At 57.1% G+C, this 16,484-nt stretch carries 13 protein-coding genes; 4 read left to right on the top strand and 9 right to left on the bottom strand.

Annotated features, from left to right (window positions below; all coding sequences use genetic code 11):
- Window positions 1-134 precede the first annotated feature (134 nt).
- On the top strand, window positions 135-1,709 hold the full coding sequence (locus tag QWU00_RS05895; RefSeq protein WP_231551532.1) for a S10 family peptidase: 1,575 nt from the start codon (window positions 135-137) through the stop codon (window positions 1,707-1,709).
- Between the two features lie 477 nt (window positions 1,710-2,186).
- Here QWU00_RS05895 and QWU00_RS05900 read toward each other — a convergent pair whose 3' ends face one another.
- A complete protein-coding gene (locus QWU00_RS05900; protein ID WP_052051344.1) occupies window positions 2,187-3,467 on the bottom strand; it encodes an SGNH/GDSL hydrolase family protein in 1,281 nt (426 codons plus the stop codon).
- A 101-nt stretch (window positions 3,468-3,568) separates the two neighbouring features.
- Here QWU00_RS05900 and QWU00_RS05905 point away from each other — a divergent pair, with 101 nt between their 5' ends.
- Window positions 3,569-4,066: a P-loop NTPase family protein gene (locus QWU00_RS05905; RefSeq protein ID WP_035380104.1), complete on the top strand. Its 498-nt coding sequence runs from the start codon at window positions 3,569-3,571 to the stop codon at window positions 4,064-4,066.
- 330 nt (window positions 4,067-4,396) lie between these two features.
- Here QWU00_RS05905 and rpsI read toward each other — a convergent pair whose 3' ends face one another.
- Both rpsI and rplM read right to left on the bottom strand, forming a co-directional pair.
- Window positions 4,397-4,882, bottom strand: coding sequence for a 30S ribosomal protein S9 (gene rpsI / locus QWU00_RS05910; protein ID WP_006560058.1), 486 nt, complete (start codon window positions 4,880-4,882; stop codon window positions 4,397-4,399).
- 5 nt (window positions 4,883-4,887) lie between these two features.
- On the bottom strand, window positions 4,888-5,364 hold the full coding sequence (rplM, locus tag QWU00_RS05915) for a 50S ribosomal protein L13 (protein ID WP_006560057.1): 477 nt from the start codon (window positions 5,362-5,364) through the stop codon (window positions 4,888-4,890).
- 219 nt (window positions 5,365-5,583) lie between these two features.
- On the opposite strand from rplM, the gene QWU00_RS05920 reads away from it, so the two are divergent.
- Both QWU00_RS05920 and QWU00_RS05925 read left to right on the top strand, forming a co-directional pair.
- A complete protein-coding gene (locus QWU00_RS05920; RefSeq protein ID WP_035380106.1) occupies window positions 5,584-6,933 on the top strand; it encodes a hypothetical protein in 1,350 nt (449 codons plus the stop codon).
- A 135-nt stretch (window positions 6,934-7,068) separates the two neighbouring features.
- Window positions 7,069-7,911 carry an SDR family oxidoreductase gene (locus QWU00_RS05925; protein WP_035380274.1) on the top strand — a complete coding sequence of 281 codons (843 nt, stop codon included), beginning with the start codon at window positions 7,069-7,071 and terminating at the stop codon, window positions 7,909-7,911.
- Between the two features lie 529 nt (window positions 7,912-8,440).
- Here QWU00_RS05925 and QWU00_RS05930 read toward each other — a convergent pair.
- The 6 genes from QWU00_RS05930 to pstC form a co-directional block, all read right to left on the bottom strand.
- A complete protein-coding gene (locus tag QWU00_RS05930) occupies window positions 8,441-11,527 on the bottom strand; it encodes a Hint domain-containing protein (RefSeq protein WP_081939045.1) in 3,087 nt (1,028 codons plus the stop codon).
- A 495-nt stretch (window positions 11,528-12,022) separates the two neighbouring features.
- Complete coding sequence (locus QWU00_RS05935) at window positions 12,023-12,973, bottom strand: aspartyl protease family protein (protein ID WP_052051345.1); 951 nt, start codon at window positions 12,971-12,973, stop codon at window positions 12,023-12,025.
- A 47-nt stretch (window positions 12,974-13,020) separates the two neighbouring features.
- Entirely contained in the window at window positions 13,021-13,725 is a 705-nt protein-coding gene (gene phoU / locus QWU00_RS05940) for a phosphate signaling complex protein PhoU (RefSeq protein ID WP_035380108.1), read from the bottom strand.
- A 17-nt stretch (window positions 13,726-13,742) separates the two neighbouring features.
- The gene (pstB, locus tag QWU00_RS05945; protein WP_373317175.1) at window positions 13,743-14,546 is read right to left on the bottom strand and encodes a phosphate ABC transporter ATP-binding protein PstB; all 804 of its coding nucleotides are present in this window, start codon (window positions 14,544-14,546) and stop codon (window positions 13,743-13,745) included.
- 23 nt (window positions 14,547-14,569) lie between these two features.
- On the bottom strand, window positions 14,570-15,448 hold the full coding sequence (pstA, locus tag QWU00_RS05950) for a phosphate ABC transporter permease PstA (protein ID WP_045542624.1): 879 nt from the start codon (window positions 15,446-15,448) through the stop codon (window positions 14,570-14,572).
- On the bottom strand, window positions 15,445-16,434 hold the full coding sequence (pstC, locus tag QWU00_RS05955; protein WP_035380113.1) for a phosphate ABC transporter permease subunit PstC: 990 nt from the start codon (window positions 16,432-16,434) through the stop codon (window positions 15,445-15,447). The genes pstA and pstC overlap by 4 nt, the downstream gene beginning before the upstream one ends.
- Window positions 16,435-16,484 lie beyond the last annotated feature (50 nt).

Genomic DNA, 16,484 nt, shown 5'->3' on the forward strand with positions numbered 1-16,484 from the left:
TCCTGATAATCAGCAGGAAAATCTGTGACGGTTTAGACATGCAATTTTGTCAAAAAAGCGCCAGTTCTTTCCCTTAAACACGGCAATGCATCCTCGGCATGGCTGAATTCTTTGTGTCTGGAGATAAACACCATATGTTTTCCCCCGTTTTACGCGCCGTACGGGCCTCTTTTCGCAAAAGCCATGCGCCTGTGGCCTTCGCGGCCCTGCTGTGCCTTTCAACGGCTCCCGTGCTGACCCACGCAGCCCCAACCGCCGCCAAGACGGAAGCCGCACCCGCACCAGAGGGGGCAAAAAATACGCCTCCCGCTTTTCAGGGGGCTGCGGCCCTGCTGCCGGATGATGCCGTAACCCACCACACGGACACATTTGCAGGCCGCAAGATTTCCTACACCGCACGGGCTGGCACGCTGGTTCTGCGTGATGATGCCGGCAAGCCCACGGCCCGCATGTTCTATGTGGCCTATACGCAGGATGGTGCGGACCCCGCCCACCGGCCGGTCTCCTTTTTCTTCAACGGTGGTCCGGGCGCTGGCACGGCGTATTTGCATCTGGGGGCCGCCGGGCCGACCATGCTCTCCTTTCCCTCCGGCAACCCGACTGACGGCGCGAACGCCAAACTGGCTCTCAACCCGGATAGCTGGCTACCGCAGACAGATATGGTGTTTCTGGATGCACCGGGCACCGGCTGGTCTCTCCCCACTGATCCTAAAACAGCGGACAAGACCTTTTACGGCGTGAAACAGGACGCACGCGCCTTTGCCAAAACCATTCAGCTTTGGGCCAGCACCAACAAACGGCTGGCTTCCCCGCGCTATCTGGTCGGAGAAAGCTATGGCGGCATCCGCTCCATAGAAGTGGCCGAGGCGCTGGCCCAGCAGCAGAACCTGCTGGTGAACGGCATTGTCATGATCTCCCCCGCTCTGGACATGACCCTGCTTGATACCGCCGCCAATCCGCTGGCATCTGCCCTCGTGCTGCCGTCCTATGAGGCGTCCCGCCTCGCCTTGCAGCACAAGCTCTCCCCTGAAAGCGCGGCGCACCAGTTGGATGAAGCCTATCACTACGCTTTGGGGGCGTATCTCTCCACGCTGATCAACACGCCCCCCACAGGAGACGCTGCCCGGGATTTTTATGAAGACGTAGCCACCCACACCGGCCTGCCGCAGGACGTGATCGCCAAGGAACGCGGTGCCCCCGACCCCGGCGCGCATGATGTCCGCAGCCGTGAGGGACGCCTGTATTCCCTGTATGATGGCACGCTCTCCATTGCCGATCCGTTCCCTGAGGGCGTGAGCAACAGCGATAGCCCGGACCCGGTTCTGGCCGGTTTTGGTCGTGCCTATGGCAGCGCGTTTGAGCAGTACGCCGCCACGGCGCTGAACTTCCACACTGATCTGTCTTACAACCTGTTGAGCATGAAGGTGAACGGCGCATGGGATTTCCGTGGCGATGGAGAACCCATTGCGCGACAGATTCCCGTATTGCGCCGCCTGCTGGCCCTGAACCCTACGCTGCGCATCTTTATTGCTAACGGCTATTATGATCTGGCCTGCCCCTTTGCCAGTTCCCGCTGGGTGGCAGAGCACATTCCGGTGGGGCGCAACCGCATTGGCCTGCATCTGTATCCCGGTGGGCACATGCTCTACACCCGCCCGGAGACCCGCGCCGCACTGGCACAGGATGTAAAGGCTTTCCTCTCTCCCTGAGCATTTCTGTCTCTCGCAGACGCGGGAAACCGCCCTGTGCCTCCTACATTTCAGGCTCAGGGCTCAGGGCTCAGGGCTCAGGGCTCAGGGCTCAGGGCTCAGGGCTCAGGGCTCAGGGCTCAGGGCTCAGGGCTCAGGGCTCAGGGCTCAGGGCTCAGGGCTCAGGGCTCAGGGCTCAGGGCTCAGGGCTCAGGGCTCAGGGCTCAGGGCTCAGGGCTCAGGGCTCAGGGCTCAGGGCTCAGGGTGTGGCGATACGCCATACTCTGACAAGGGTTTTCTCCTTTTTATTTAACGTTGTTTGAAAACAAGCCTTACAGGCTTGGCAAAAAGAGCTCCGGGCTGGCCAAGGGGAAAAGATGCCCCCTGCCAAGCCCTTGAAGCGCAGAGAAACCGCCGCTCCCGCCTGTGTTCCGCTCACAGGCCCTTCCGAACGTGCTGCCATCCTTCCCAACACGCCCACATCTCCGCAATGAACGGCTAAGGGGCCTGTAGCAGAGAGAGAGGCACGGCATCGGCCATGTGACGGTATCCCTCGGCATTGGGGTGCAAATGGTCCCCGCTGTCATACGCCGGGAGCATATGGTCCGGGTGTGCGGGGTCACGTAAGGCGGCATCCATGTCCACCACGCCATCAAACGCGCGGCCAGTCCGAATCCATTGATTGACGGCCTGCCGTTTGGCTTCCCCGGCTTGTGAGTAATAGCCGGGAAAAATGGTACCCGCGAAAGGCGTCAATGTTGCGCCAATAACGCGCAAACCATGTTGATGGGCCCGCAGAACAAGCTGTTGCAACCCGGCGATGAGATCTTCCGTGCTGACCGCCTGCTCCGCCAACCCCTGTGCGCCGGGATGCCCGATATCATTGATGGATTCCATGATGATCACCGTCCGCACACCGGGTACGGACAGCACATCACGGTCAAACCGGGATACAGCGCTTGGGCCGCTTTCCGCCAAAGGCAGATCATGCTGCACGCGATTACCGCTGATGCCGGCATTCACAACCGATACAGCCATTCCTGCCCGGATCAACCGTTGGCTGAGATCATCTGGCCAGCGCTGGTTGGCATCCACCGGAGAGCGCAGACCATCTGTAATGGAATCCCCAAGGGCGACGACTGCCTGCCCACCACGGCGCACCACACTGACACCCGAAAGAAACAGCCGGGCCTGTGTTGTGGTGGCGTTTGGCAGGGTGGAAGCCGTGCTGGCATCTGGCCCGCGGGACACATAGGTTGTAGCGAGCCCGAGCGGATGCGTGGCCACCGGCCCGGTAGAACGGGACACATAAAAACTGATGACCACATCCTGCCCGGCAGAAGTCGTTACCGACGCAACATCACTGATGGCGACGCCACCCGGAGGAATAACAATGCCCTTGCGGCCACCAAACGTAAGGGCATGATCACTTGCTGGGTCAATACTGCCTTTCTGGGTGCCGGGCAGCGCCACATGCGCGGCCTTAATCACCAGCGGCGCCTGCCCCATCTCATTGCTCAGACGGATGGAAACACCCTCACCACCCAGAGAAAGCCGCACCGTCTGGCGGATCGTGCTGGCTACAACGGCGGGGCCTGTCGGGAAGGCCGGTGCCGCTCCCCACACGCCCACCGTTATGGAAGGTGCGTTCTGAGCCTCCTGAGGCGCTGCGTGCACGGGGCAGGCTGTAGCAACTGCAGCAAAGGCCGCGCCCAGCAGCACCGGAAGAATATCTGCAACGCTTCGCTTTCTGTTTCTTTCAGGCACGGCAGCAACCACGGCATATATCTCCCTGTTCCAGAACGCGCGTTGCGCTATCCTGTTCGCTCAACCATGCACCCACCGAAGGGCTGGCGTATAGCCCCCTAACAAGGTCCCCTATGCCCGTTCCGCATCGTATTTTGATTCTGGGAAATAGTGGTTCTGGAAAGACCTGGCTGGCACAGACACTGGCGCACCGCTTGCTAAGCACCGCGATTGAACTGGACACGCTGCACTGGCTGCCGGGAGGTTTTCAGCAAAGACGACCGCCTGAGGCTGCCAGAAGCGCGGTGCGGGACCATGCTCTAGCTGAAAAATGGGTGATTGAGGGCGTTTTCGGCTGGCTGGCCGCCGAGGCGATACCCAGAACACAGCGGTTGATCTGGCTTGTTGTACCGGAAGAAGAATGCGTGAGAAACCTGGAATCTCACCCCACCAAAAGCGGGGAAGATGATGCCTCCCGCTCAGCCCTGTTCCAATGGTGCCGGGAATATAGAACCCGCCAGAATGCCAACGCCTTTGCAGGCCATCAGGGCCTGTATGACCAGTTCACGGGCGAAAAACACATTCTTGCCAGCAGGCAGGAAATTGCCTGTTTCCTGTCGGAATTTCCCTGACGCGACTGTCAAAAACGGCAGACAAAGCAGGCGAGGAGTATGTGACGCTGCAAAGGGGAAGATTTTATCGCCATGCCCCATGCCGCCCTATCGGGATGAAACAGTCCACATCACGCTCCAGCCAAAACAAAAAAGAGCCGCCAAACTGATCTGGCAGCCTTTTTGAACACTCATTTTGAAAGAACTACTGAGCGCACCATTTCCCGAAGCGGAAACAGCCTCGTAAAACACCAAGCGGCCAGACTGCGCTGCCCCACAGGCACAAAAAAAGGCGGAAGAGGAAACCCTCTCCCGCCCTTTTCGGCGTTGCAAAAGCAGCGTTCCGGTAGATCAGCGCTTGCTGAACTGGAAGGAACGACGGGCTTTGGCGCGACCGTATTTCTTACGTTCAACCTGACGGGAGTCACGGGTCAGGAAGCCAGCAGCCTTCAGGATGCTGCGCAGGCCGGGTTCATAGTGCGTGAGCGCACGGCTGATGCCATGACGGACAGCGCCAGCCTGACCGGACAGACCACCACCAACAACCGTGCAGACAACGTCAAACTGGTTGTAGCGATCAGCCACAAGGAAAGGCTGGGTCAGCAGCATACGCAGCACGGGGCGGGCAAAGTAGGTGCCAACCGGGCGGCCGTTAACCGTGATATCGCCTTTGCCGGGCTTGATCCATACGCGGGCCACGGCATCCTTACGGCGGCCGGTTGCGTAGGAGCGACCCTGCGCATCGCGCTTGGCTTCATAAACAGGGGCTTCTGGAGCTGTGGGAACAACGCCCTTCAGATCAGCCAGCGTGCCTGTACGTTCCTGAGTTTCAGACATGTTGCTCAGCCTTTCTGCGCGTTAACAACGTTTTTGCGGTTCAGCGCCGCAACATCCAGCACCTGCGGCTTCTGGCCATCATGCGGATGGTTCGGGCCAGCATAAACATGCAGGCTGCGCATCTGTTCACGCTGCAGCGGGCCACGGGTGATCATGCGTTCAACAGCCTTCACCACAACGTGGTCAGGGTTCTTGCCACCCAGACGCTGCGCAATGGTGCGGGTCTTGATGCCGCCCGGATAACCGGTGTGGTAGTGGAACAGCTTCTGGCCGGCTTTGTTGCCCGTCAGCGCCACCTTTTCCGCGTTGATGACAACAACGTGGTCGCCACAATCAACATGCGGGGTGAACTGGGGTTTGTGCTTGCCGCGCAGACGGTTTGCGATGATGACGGCCAGACGACCAAGACCGAGGCCTTCGGCATCGATCAGGATCCAGTTCTTCGTCACCTCCGCGGGTTTCAGCGAGAGGGTGGTCTTCATAGAGTATGATTCCGTTAAGACTGTATGCTTAAAGATGCTGCCTTATGAGCATGCGTACCCGCTTCGTCAAGAGAAATTGGCGTTCATGACCGTTATTTCAACGGTTTTTCTTCAGGTAACATATTACCGTATCCTGACTTGCTCTCCGCCCCCGCAGTGCACTAAAGGAGAAGAAGCGTTGAAGAGTTTCTTGTAAAAAACAGGCAGGATTTCCGGCTGGTGAAGAAAAAAGTTCTTGTAACTATAGGCAGTGTTGCCGCCGTTGCCTGCCTTGGCTGGCTGGCGGCCCGTCATGCCGAACATGTCATGCTGGACAAGAGCATTGACAGTTTCCGCCAGACTCTGGGCCCGGATGCCTCCTTCACCTATCAGAAAGCGTGGCCCGGCCTACTGGGCCGCAGCGTGAAGTTCACCGGCCTTGTCTTCCGGCAGGGGCCGGAAACCATTACGGCGGATGATGCGGAAATCTCCAAGATCGCCGCCGCTGGCGAGGATGCACGGCGAATCGGGCGGCTAACGTTCCGCAATTTCCAGTTGGCAGACCCGGCAGGCAGCCTGCATCTGGATACGCTGGCACTGGACGATGTGACCATGCCCACCAAGGCGGACGAGCAGCACGGCATCCCGGCGCAGGCGCTTGAAATTCGCCATGCGGAAGCGGGCAAGCTGCATGGGTTTGTCAGCAGCCTGCAATCTGATCTCTCGGCCCGCTCTCTTATTGTAGATGATTACGGCCCCAACGAGGCCTCCCGGCTGGAAGCGCACGAAGCCGGGCTTTCAACCGATGTTGCGCCCCAACGCCATATCAAGGCGGCCTCCATCATTCTGGATGGGCTTGATCTGGCGGGGCTGTACGCCAGCCTTTCCTCCAGCACGCCCTATACCCAGCATAACGGCACGCGCGATATCCAGATTGAAAAGCTGAGTATCGATGGCACCACCCCGCTACTGCGGGTTGGCGCGCTGCATTCTCACGCTACACGTACGGACGCGGATGAAAAGGAAGTCTCCAGCCTGCAGGGGCTGGAACTGTGGCCGGATGTGCCTAACCTCTCCATGCTGCCTGCGCTGGGATATGACCGCTTTCGGGGGTCGCTGGTCCTGAACGACACGCATGACTTCAAGGCCTCCAAGCTACATGTGGAAGAATTCAGTCTGGATGCGTCGGGCATGGGCCGCCTGCATCTGGATGGAGATTTCAGCCAGACCAGCACCACCACCCTGCTTTCTGCTGGCGCGGCAGACATGCAGGTGCAGAGCCTGAACATCACCTACACAGATCACGGGCTGGTGCCCCGCGCGCTTGGGGCGGCAGCCAAGGCACGCGGCGTAAAGCCGGAAGAGCTGAGTGCCGCACTGCAGGCCCAACTGGCCCCGCAGGGATCAGACCCCAAGGCCGTCATGCCGCAGATTGCCACCTATCTGCGCCAGCCGGGCAAAGGACCGCTGACCATTACCATCCGGCCACCACAGCCCTTGCCGGTGATGGCTATTGCCGCTGCCATGAGCATGCTGACCACCACACCCCAGATGGCCCAGCAGATTGGCCTGAGCATCAAGGCCCCATAAGCGAGGCCCAGGGAGACAAACGCCGTGAGCCAGCCCTCGGACGCAGAAAAGGCCGAAGGGCCAACCTCTTCCCCGCAGCCGCAACCGGCGACTGGGCAAGCGGGAGCACCCGGTCAGACAGGCAGCAGAGAGCCGGTGCATGTCATCGGTGCCTCTGGTCGGTCTGGGCAGGCTGTCTATAAGGCACTCAGGGCACAGGGCACGCCTGTTGTGCCTCTTATCCGTAACCCGGCGTTTGCCTCCGGCCTGCCGGGAGCGCGCCTGATTGATCTGACGGGCCCCACAGGCCAGCTTCGCGCTGCGTTGGCGGATGCCACGGCCATTGTCTGTACGGCCCATGCCCGGAACATTCCCGCCCTGCTGGCCGCAGCGCCCCCAAGTGCCAAGCTGATCTGCTTTGGCAGCACCCGCAAGTTCACCCGCTGGCCAGATGCCCACGGGCAAGGTGTGTTACGGGGAGAAAAGGCGCTGATGGCGTCGGGCCGCACCGGCATTATCCTGCACCCCACCATGATTTATGGCGCACAGGGGGAAAATAATGTGCAGCGGCTGGCAGCCCTGCTGCGCTTTATGCCCGTTGTTCCGCTGCCTGCTGGCGGCAAGGCACTGGTGCAGCCCATCTGGCAGGGGGATGTCACGGCTTCCATTCTCGCCGCACTGGACCGTAACTGGCAGGGGCCAAAATCTCTGGTTATTGCCGGGGCACGCGCTGTTTCCTACCGGCATTTCATTGAACTTGTCTGTCAGGCAGCCGGATTGAAGCCGCGCCCTGTCCTCCCCGTGCCGGCGGCCCTGCTTATGGCGTTAGCGCGGCTAACGCCCTTCCTGCCCGGCATCCCCCGCATTGACCCTGCGGAAATACGCCGCCTGCTGGAAGACAAGAATTTTGACATCACTCCCATGGAAACCTTTCTGGGCATAAAGCCGGTTCCGCTGGAAGAAGGCTTAGCCACCTTATGGCCAACACCAGGCCTCTGATCTGCTCGAACTGCGTTCAAGATAAACGGTTTTCCAAAACACCTCGCTTAAGGATTGTTTGAAAACCCTGCTTGATCGGTCTGGCGGGTCTTTTGTGGTCGAATATGTTGGATACTCGTCCTGATAGCCCCGCATCGCGCTGTCAAATCCGCCGTTCCAGTCTCCGCCCCCTGTTACCTGCTGGCATCTGAGGGCTGAAAAAGCGGTTTCGCCGCAGCGGTATAATGTCATTAAGACGAAAAAATACCGTCTTTAGGCATAAAAAGGGAATATCACACAAATCTGGCCTATTTTTGAAACGTCCTTTTAAAAAATGAAACTCTAAAAAAGAATCTTTTATAGAAGAGCCAGCCAGCATTGCGGTTGACGTAGCATTATCTAACACCACGCCATTTCCTGAAAAAATTCAGGAAACGCATTTCTTTTAAAAGAACTTTCACGGAACACAGCACAAAAAGAAAAGCCGGACATTCCAGAGGAACATCCGGCCTTCTCACAGCATGATGCGGCTTTTAAACAGCCGTCCTGCTTATTTCTGCATAATACGACGGCAGGTTTCCGCAGAGTCCTGCTTTACGTCATACGGTCCTGCGGCGAGGATTTGCAGTGTAAGCATGCTCACACCCTGCGTTGGCGCATCACCCAGCGGAAGAACGGCGTTACCGTTTGTCCAGCGTACGCCACCCTGCTCAAGACCATGCCAGCCGGACAGATCTGCATCGGTCAGATGCGTTGTTACCGGCTGCATCTGGTTGGCATGCAGCACCATCACGCTACCGACCAGCACCCCAAGCGTGCGGCGATCATCCACAAACGGGCCGATCACATCACACGGACGGCTTGCGCGCGAGACAAGGCGCACTGTGCTTACACCCGCAGGCACCATGAAGGACACCATCTGCCCTTTGGTCTGCCGCACCGGACGGATGAGGCTCCCTGCCTCAGTCAGCAAGGACAGTTCAGCGTCCTGCGTCACATGCCGGTCCTGCGCGTCTGGTGCGGTACCTGCCACCACACCTGCGCGCTCTGCCAACGCCCGGAACAGTGGCTCAACAAAATCAGCACGCACTTCCAGCGGGGCAGCGGCATCAGCCGCCCAGGTCTTTCCGCGAGAATGCAGGGACACAACATTGCTGTCAGACACAAAGGAAGAACGGTTTCCTGTATCCAGATAGCTTTCTGTCAAAACGCCATCTGCCACCAGCACGGAATGATCTTCCGTCTCAACGTGATAATACTCATAGGTGGTGAAGGTACGATCGTAAAAAATGCTTGTGCCGTTTACCAGCATCCGCACAGGAACAAACCTGCCATCCATCAACAGGCAATGTTCTGATGTTATCAGCATATCCTGATAGGGCACGCCTTCTGCCAAAGCATCTTTCAGAACGCGTACAGGATAACCCGCTTCGTCATCAGGAAGACCGGCAGAGACAATTTTCCGGTTTTTACCAACCCATACAACAGGCTTTTCACACTCACGCCCATCATGCTGAACCAGAAGCATATCCCCTTTGCGGATATCTTCCACAGATACGTCTCCAGACACAGTGCGCAGCTTCACGCCCGCCAGGAAGCAGGCTGCCGGGGTAGTGTCTTCAATCAGCCAGCCGGTCGTGCCATCCGTCACAATGGTTGTCTGAGCCGGAGGTGCATAACCGGCAGCCATGTTCACGGTTGGATATGTAATGCTGCGCCCATTATCCAGCTTGATAACCAGCGTGTAGGAACCGTTATCATTCTTGGTATAGTTTGCTGAAACCGGCTGGGAGGACGTGCCCAGAATACCAAAATGCGTGTTGCCAGAAACATTGTTGATCACCGCGCCCTGCACGTTGCCATCATTGTTGGCGTATCTGTCATTCACGTAAATGGTATTAACGGTATTGGGGTCCACATTGATGGTTGCACTTTCTCCCCACAGATTGGCAAGAATGGTGCTGCCCTGCTGAAGGTTGACCGTCCCGCCATTCACATTGATGGGGGTGGCGGTGGTGCCCAGCGTGGCGTTGATCAGATTGATCGTACCACTTCCGTTGTTCAACTGCCCGTTATCAAAAACCACGTTGCCATCATTGTTCATGATGGTCAGTGTGCCGGACTGTGAATTGATCCCGCCCAGTTCAACCTTGGCGGACGTATCAACAATAATCGTGCCGTAATTTTCAAAACCGGCAGACGCGAAAACATAGCCGTTACTACTGCCGTTCTGATAATTTCCCGTGATCTTTAATGTGCTGTCCTGCCAGACGCTCAGGCTGCGAAGCTGATTATAGTATGGCGCATTGACCACAACCGTACTTGGCGTTGTACTGCCCGAGTAGCCAACATTCACATCCGCATTCTGCTCAGCCTGTGGAATGGCGGGAGAACCCGTGATGTCCTCGGTAGGGATACGGTTGTTAGAGCTATCATAAAGGGCCCAGTTGTTCGGATCAGACCAGTCTCCACCACTGGTCGGCCCAACCCAACGCCAGGAACCATCATGCTGATGATAGTTGTGCCCATCACTGCTTGCGGCAATACCCGTGCCGGTTGTGTCAGTATCCGTCGCAATCTGAGCAAGGGTCTGGTGTGTGGTGTCATCCGTGTAGGAGGGTGCAGGAACCGTTGATGGATCTTCAATCAGCCAGCCTGTGGTGCCATCCGCGACAATCTCGGCATGGGCAGGCGGCGTGTAACCATTCGCCATGTTGACTGTGGGATAGGTAATGCTACGCCCATCCTCCAGGGAGATAACCAGCGTGTAAGACCCATCTGTATTCTGCGTGTAATCAGCAGCAACGGGTTCGGATGACGTACCCAGAATGCCAAAATGCGTGTTTTCCGAAACACCATTGATGGTTGCACCCTGCACGTTACCATCATTGTTGGCGTATCTGTCATTCACATAAATGGTATTAACGGTGCTGGGGTCCACATTGATGGTTGTGCCCTCACCCCACAGATTAGCCGCCAGAGTGCTGTTCTGCTGAAGATTGACCGTACCGCCTGCGACTGTGATGGGATTGGCAGTGGTGCCCAATGAGGCATTGATCAGATTGATGGTGCCACCATTGTTCACCTGATCATTATCAAAAACAACGTTTCCATCATTGTTTTTAATGGTCAACGTGCCACCCTGCGAATTGATGCCACCCAATTCAACCCTGGCGGACGTATCGACAAGAATGGTGCCGTAGTTTTCAAAACCTGCAGTAGCGAAAACATAGCCGTTGGTATCACCACTCTGATAATTGGCGGTGATTTTCAGCGTGCTGTTCTGCCAGACGCTCAGGCTGCGAATCTGGTTGTAATAAGGCGCGTTGACCACAACCGTCATAGGGGTTGTGTTGCCGTAATACCCGACATTGGCATCCGCGTTCTGCTCACTCTGCGGTACGGCCGGAGACCCGGTAGTGTCTGAAACACTGTTGCCGCGAGGATCTACAAGCTTCCAGTTTGCCGGGTCTGACCAGTCTCCCCCCGTAGCCGGGCCTGCCCACCGCCACGCATTGTCATGCTGATGGAAATTGTGGCCGTTGCTGCTGTACTGAGACGTATCCCCGCCTGCTGCTGCGGCATCCGCCGCTATTTGTGCAAGCTCGTCGGGACTGACGGCGTTGTTATCGGACATCGCGTGTTCTCCTGATTTGTCATCACGAGCTTTTCCAACCCAACCGACGCCCAGCGACTCGAATGTTTTGAAAAAAATATCAGGAGAGTCATAGTGAGAAAAATTCGTTAATCAAATGTTAATTAAAGGTGTACAATTAACGAATATTATATCCTTTGAGTCCACTTGATAAATTTATTCAAATGTTTTTAAGACTGAAATTTTAAGTCATACGATTTTTGAATGCTTTCATTTATAATTTATTATAAATATAAAATATATATACTACAACATCGAATATTATTTGATATTATCTAACTAAATATTCCGTAATATTTTCTTTCATTACGCTTGTATCCGCACAAACACCATTTAGATTTTGAATGACATTTCCCTTAAAAATCTGAGGAAGACGCTTTTCTTATACGAAAATTCTATGAAAAAATTTTCTGCCTTCTGGAAGACCCATCCCCTCTTTTTCCTGCATGCAAGAGGGTAAAATGTCACGACCACCCGTTAGAGTTGTGTCATCACTGGCTCAAAAGTCGGGTCTTTACGGGGTGGTGGGGTCAAACGCTGGATGTAGATTTTCTCATCGCGGTTAGAAATCCATACGCGGTTATGACGCAGGAAATCCGCCCCCAACAAGGCATCGCCTTCCGTCTGCATAGCGGCCACAGCCAGAACAGGATTGATAAAAACATCATCTCCTATCTGAAGTCTTTCGAAACGATGTAGCTTGACCTGAAAAGAGTGCCGGTCAATCCCTCTTGAGGAAAGAGACATATCTGCCTTCAGTTGATCCGCATACACACCGGCACGGTGCGCCTGCCGGGGTAGAATAACCGTCATGCTTGACCCGCTATCAAGCACGGCATCAATCTCATGCCCATTCAGTTCAAGAGGAAGTTCGATGTGAGAGGGCCCTGCCCAGTGAAAAGCAACGCTGGAAACCGGCCCGTCCCACGTGGGCGTAGGTGAATTACACCCGCGTATCTGATACAAATTGATGGTGTGCTCAGGAAGGTTGAACACTACCTCAAACGCTTTCAGAAAATCCGCACCAAACAGCCCCACCACCGGCAGGGTGTTGATAGAACCAAAAACTCTGGGTGTATCAACCAACACAACGTTTTCTGCTTTGGCAGCCCCCAACCCCAGTGTGTCCACCTGAAAAATAGAGGACAGAACAACGCCCCCTACGCCTTGAACTGGCACATCTCCCGGCATAATCCTGAGTTTGTAATCGTGCGCCGCCTTGCGCGAAACCATGGAGACACTGGCCCCAGTATCCACAATCATGCCAGCTTTCTGGCCATTGAGCGTGACTTCCACCACGGGCGAGCCCTGAGTGTTCACAACCGGCAGGGTGCCCAACGTGGCAATCCGACACCCTTGGGGCCTTTGCGCACATCCGGCCACCCCTATCAGAATGGCCAGACATATCCCCCGAAACCGCTGCATCATTCCCGCGTCCCTCCATCCAGAGCGGGAGGGAGGAGAAAAACCTTTCCTCAGCCGCCCTTTTTGGCCGCCCCCCCACGGGGGCGAACGGCCGGAAGCATTTCTCCGGTTACCGCGTAATAGACACGTTCTGCAATATTGGTGGCGTGATCTCCGATCCGCTCCAGATTTTTGGCCACAAACAACAGGTGAATACAGGGGCCGATCTTGCGCGGATCTTCCATCATGTATGTCACCAGTTCCCGGAACATGGCGGTATAGAGTTCATCCACCGCCGTATCCGCATTCCAGACCTCCATGGCGCGGGTGCTGTCATTGTTGGCCATGGCCTCAATAGCCTTGTTCAGGTTTTCCTGCACAAGGCGACTCATGCTGCGCAGCGCACCAAAGGATAGCGCACCATCCAGCGGCTCCACCTTCATGGCCCGGCGGGCAATGCTGGACGCATAATCTCCAATACGTTCCAGATCACCTGTTATTTTCAGCACGGCCACAATCAGCCGCAGGTCCACCGCCATGGGCGCGCGCAGAGCCAGAATACGGATAGCCAGACTCTCGGCATCCCGCTCCAGCGCGTCCACCTCAACATCCAGTTCAGGGGGCTCTACCGCAGCTTCCTCATTCTGATCCACCACGGCGGCAATGGCCTGTGCGGTCTGGCGTTCTACCAGGCCGCCCATCCGGGCCACAATGCCACGCAGGCGGTCCAGTTCCTGATCATAGCGGGTGACGGTATGTGCGGGTTCATTTCCCATCGGTCTGCCCTCCCTGTTCAGCCAAAGCGGCCGGTAATGTAGTCCTGTGTACGGCTCTCACGCGGGTTGGTGAACATGCGGGCCGTGCTGTCCACTTCCACCAACTCGCCCAGATAGAAGAACGCCACCTGATCCGCACAACGCGCTGCCTGCTGCATGTTGTGCGTTACAATCGCAATAGTGAACTCGGTTTTCAGTTCATCCAGCAGTTCTTCAATACGGGCGGTGGAAACCGGATCAAGCGCGGATGTTGGTTCGTCCAGCAGAATCACTTCCGGCCGCGTGGCAATGGTGCGGGCAATACACAGCCGCTGTTGCTGGCCACCAGACATGGCTGTGGCGGACGCCTGAAGGCGATCCTTCACTTCCGCCCATAAAGCCACGCGGCGCAGAGCATCCTCTACCCTGCCATCCATTTCAGACCGGCTGACGCGTTCATGCAGGCGGATGCCAAAAGCAATATTATCATAAATGGACATGGGGAACGGGGTTGGTTTCTGAAACACCATGCCAATGCGAGACCGCAGCAGGTTGAGATCAACCCTTGGGGCCAGAATGTTCTGGCCATCAAACAGCACCTCTCCCGTGGCTTTCTGGCCGGGGTAGAGATCATACATGCGGTTGAGCACCCGCAGCAGGGTAGATTTACCACACCCTGAGGGACCGATCATGCCTGTCACGCTCCGCTCGGGGAAATCGAGCGAGATATCATGCAGCGCACGGGTTTTACCGTAATAGAAATCCAGATTCCGCACCTGAATGGCCAGCGCGTGCGGCGCGTCCGCAAAACCTTGGCCCGCCGTTATACTTTCTGGCTGCATGGTGCTGCTCCTGGTATCTCCGTTCATGTCCGTCCCCCGCGGATGCCCACCCGCACCACAATATTGATAATCAGAACCCCCATTGTCACCAGCAGCGCGCCGGTCCATGCCTGCTGCATCCAGTCCTGATAGGCGGAGCCCGCATACTGGTAGATGGCAACAGGCAGACTGGCCATGGGCCGCCGCATGTCCAGAGACCATTCGGAATTGCCCAGTGAGGTAAACAGCAGGGGGGCCGTTTCACCCGCCACACGGGCAATAGCCAGCAGAACGCCGGTCATGATACCGCCACGCGCGGCCCGCACACAGATAAACAGGATCACCCGCCATTTTGGGGCACCCAGTGCAATACCTGCCTCACGCATGGCAACAGGCACCAGCCGGAGCATATCCTCCGTGGTACGCACCATGATGGGCATGGCCAGAATAGCCAGCGCCACGGCCCCCGCATAGCCCGAAAAGTGCCCCAGAGGGGCCACCAGAACCATGTAAATAAACAGGCCGATCAGAATGGACGGGGCCGACAGCAGCATGTCCGACACAAACCGCACAGTGCGGGCCAACACGCTGCCTGCCCCGTACTCCGCCAGATAAATGCCGGTCAGCAACCCTGCGGGCGCGCCCAGTAGAATGGCCAACCCTGTCTGCAACAGGCTGCCTGCAATGGCATTGGCCAGCCCACCATCTGCCCCCGGTGCACCCATGGAATGCGTAAACAGGTGAAGTGAGAGACCCGGCAAACCGTTTCTGAGCAGCGTCCACAAAATGGAGCCAAGCACCAACACCACAATACAGGTGGCGCACCAACTCAACACCGTAGCCAGATGGTCCATCACCCGCCGCTGCATGGCGCGGGAGCGGAACTTGCCTGAAACCGGACGGCCAAGACTTTGCTGGTTCATGAGCGCTTCCCTGCCTGTGCTTCACCACGCGCCAGCAGAATGCGCGAACACCAGAGGGTGATAAAGGAAATGGCCATCAGGATTGCCCCCAATGCCAGAAGAGACGCCAGCTTGAGGCTACCAGCCGGGCTTTCTGGAAATTCCAACGCAATAAGAGACGCAATGGTGTTGGCAGGCGCAAACAGAGACCACCCAATATGGTTACTGTCACCAATCACAAAGGTCACGGCCATGGTTTCTCCCATGGCGCGGCCCATGCCCAGCACAATGCCACCTACCACCCCCTGACGGGACCATGGCAGTACAACCTGACGCATGACCTCCCATCGGGTAGCACCCAGACCGTACGCGCTTTCACGCAGAACAGTTGGCATGGAGGTAAACACATCCCGCATGACAGCGGTGATGGACGGCATGATCATGATGGCCAGCACCAGCCCCGCCGTCAGCAGCCCCGTGCCAAACGGTGCGCCAGCCACCAGAGCGGAAAGGCCCGGCACATGCCCGAACAGATGTCGGGCCATAGGCTGCACGTAATGCGCCATGGGCGGTACCAGTACAAAAAAACCCCACATGCCGAAAATGATGGAGGGCACAGCCGCCAGAAGCTGCACGGCCATGCCAATAACGGAGGCAAGGACTGGCGGGGCAAGGGCTGTCAGCCAGAAGGCCGTGCCAAAAGCCAGAGGCACCGCAATAAGCAGAGCCAGAGCACTGCTGGCCAGAGTGCCAAAAACCGGGGCCGCCGCCCCAAAATGTTGCGTAACCGGGTTCCAGATTGCCGTGACCAGAAAATGGAGGCCAAACGCCCGGAACGCAGGCAAACCGCCAAGGGTCATGACGGCAATAATTGCCCCCAGCACCAGCAAAACGCCAATGCCTGTCATGACAACCAATGCCTTGAAGAGTGGGTCCCCAGTAAACCGCGCGCCAGCGCGGGGCTTCACGCCATCCACCGGGGCGGGCTGCGTTGCGGATACGTTCATCTGCACTCCGTTCCGATCTGCAATCGGGCGCTGCGAGCAATACTGAACCC

This window comes from Acetobacter tropicalis (assembly GCF_030644465.1).
Taxonomy (GTDB): domain Bacteria; phylum Pseudomonadota; class Alphaproteobacteria; order Acetobacterales; family Acetobacteraceae; genus Acetobacter; species Acetobacter tropicalis.

What these genes read in the sequence shown, in the direction of transcription:
- pstC (WP_035380113.1), bottom strand. Translation starts at nt 16,434, where the DNA reads ATGAACGTATCCGCAACGCAGCCCGCCCCGGTGGATGGCGTGAAGCCC.
- rplM (WP_006560057.1), bottom strand. Translation starts at nt 5,364, where the DNA reads ATGAAGACCACCCTCTCGCTGAAACCCGCGGAGGTGACGAAGAACTGG.
- rpsI (WP_006560058.1), bottom strand. Translation starts at nt 4,882, where the DNA reads ATGTCTGAAACTCAGGAACGTACAGGCACGCTGGCTGATCTGAAGGGC.
- QWU00_RS05935 (WP_052051345.1), bottom strand. Translation starts at nt 12,973, where the DNA reads ATGATGCAGCGGTTTCGGGGGATATGTCTGGCCATTCTGATAGGGGTG.
- phoU (WP_035380108.1), bottom strand. Translation starts at nt 13,725, where the DNA reads ATGGGAAATGAACCCGCACATACCGTCACCCGCTATGATCAGGAACTG.
- QWU00_RS05905 (WP_035380104.1), top strand. Translation starts at nt 3,569, where the DNA reads ATGCCCGTTCCGCATCGTATTTTGATTCTGGGAAATAGTGGTTCTGGA.
- pstA (WP_045542624.1), bottom strand. Translation starts at nt 15,448, where the DNA reads ATGAACCAGCAAAGTCTTGGCCGTCCGGTTTCAGGCAAGTTCCGCTCC.
- QWU00_RS05930 (WP_081939045.1), bottom strand. Translation starts at nt 11,527, where the DNA reads ATGTCCGATAACAACGCCGTCAGTCCCGACGAGCTTGCACAAATAGCG.
- QWU00_RS05895 (WP_231551532.1), top strand. Translation starts at nt 135, where the DNA reads ATGTTTTCCCCCGTTTTACGCGCCGTACGGGCCTCTTTTCGCAAAAGC.
- pstB (WP_373317175.1), bottom strand. Translation starts at nt 14,546, where the DNA reads ATGCAGCCAGAAAGTATAACGGCGGGCCAAGGTTTTGCGGACGCGCCG.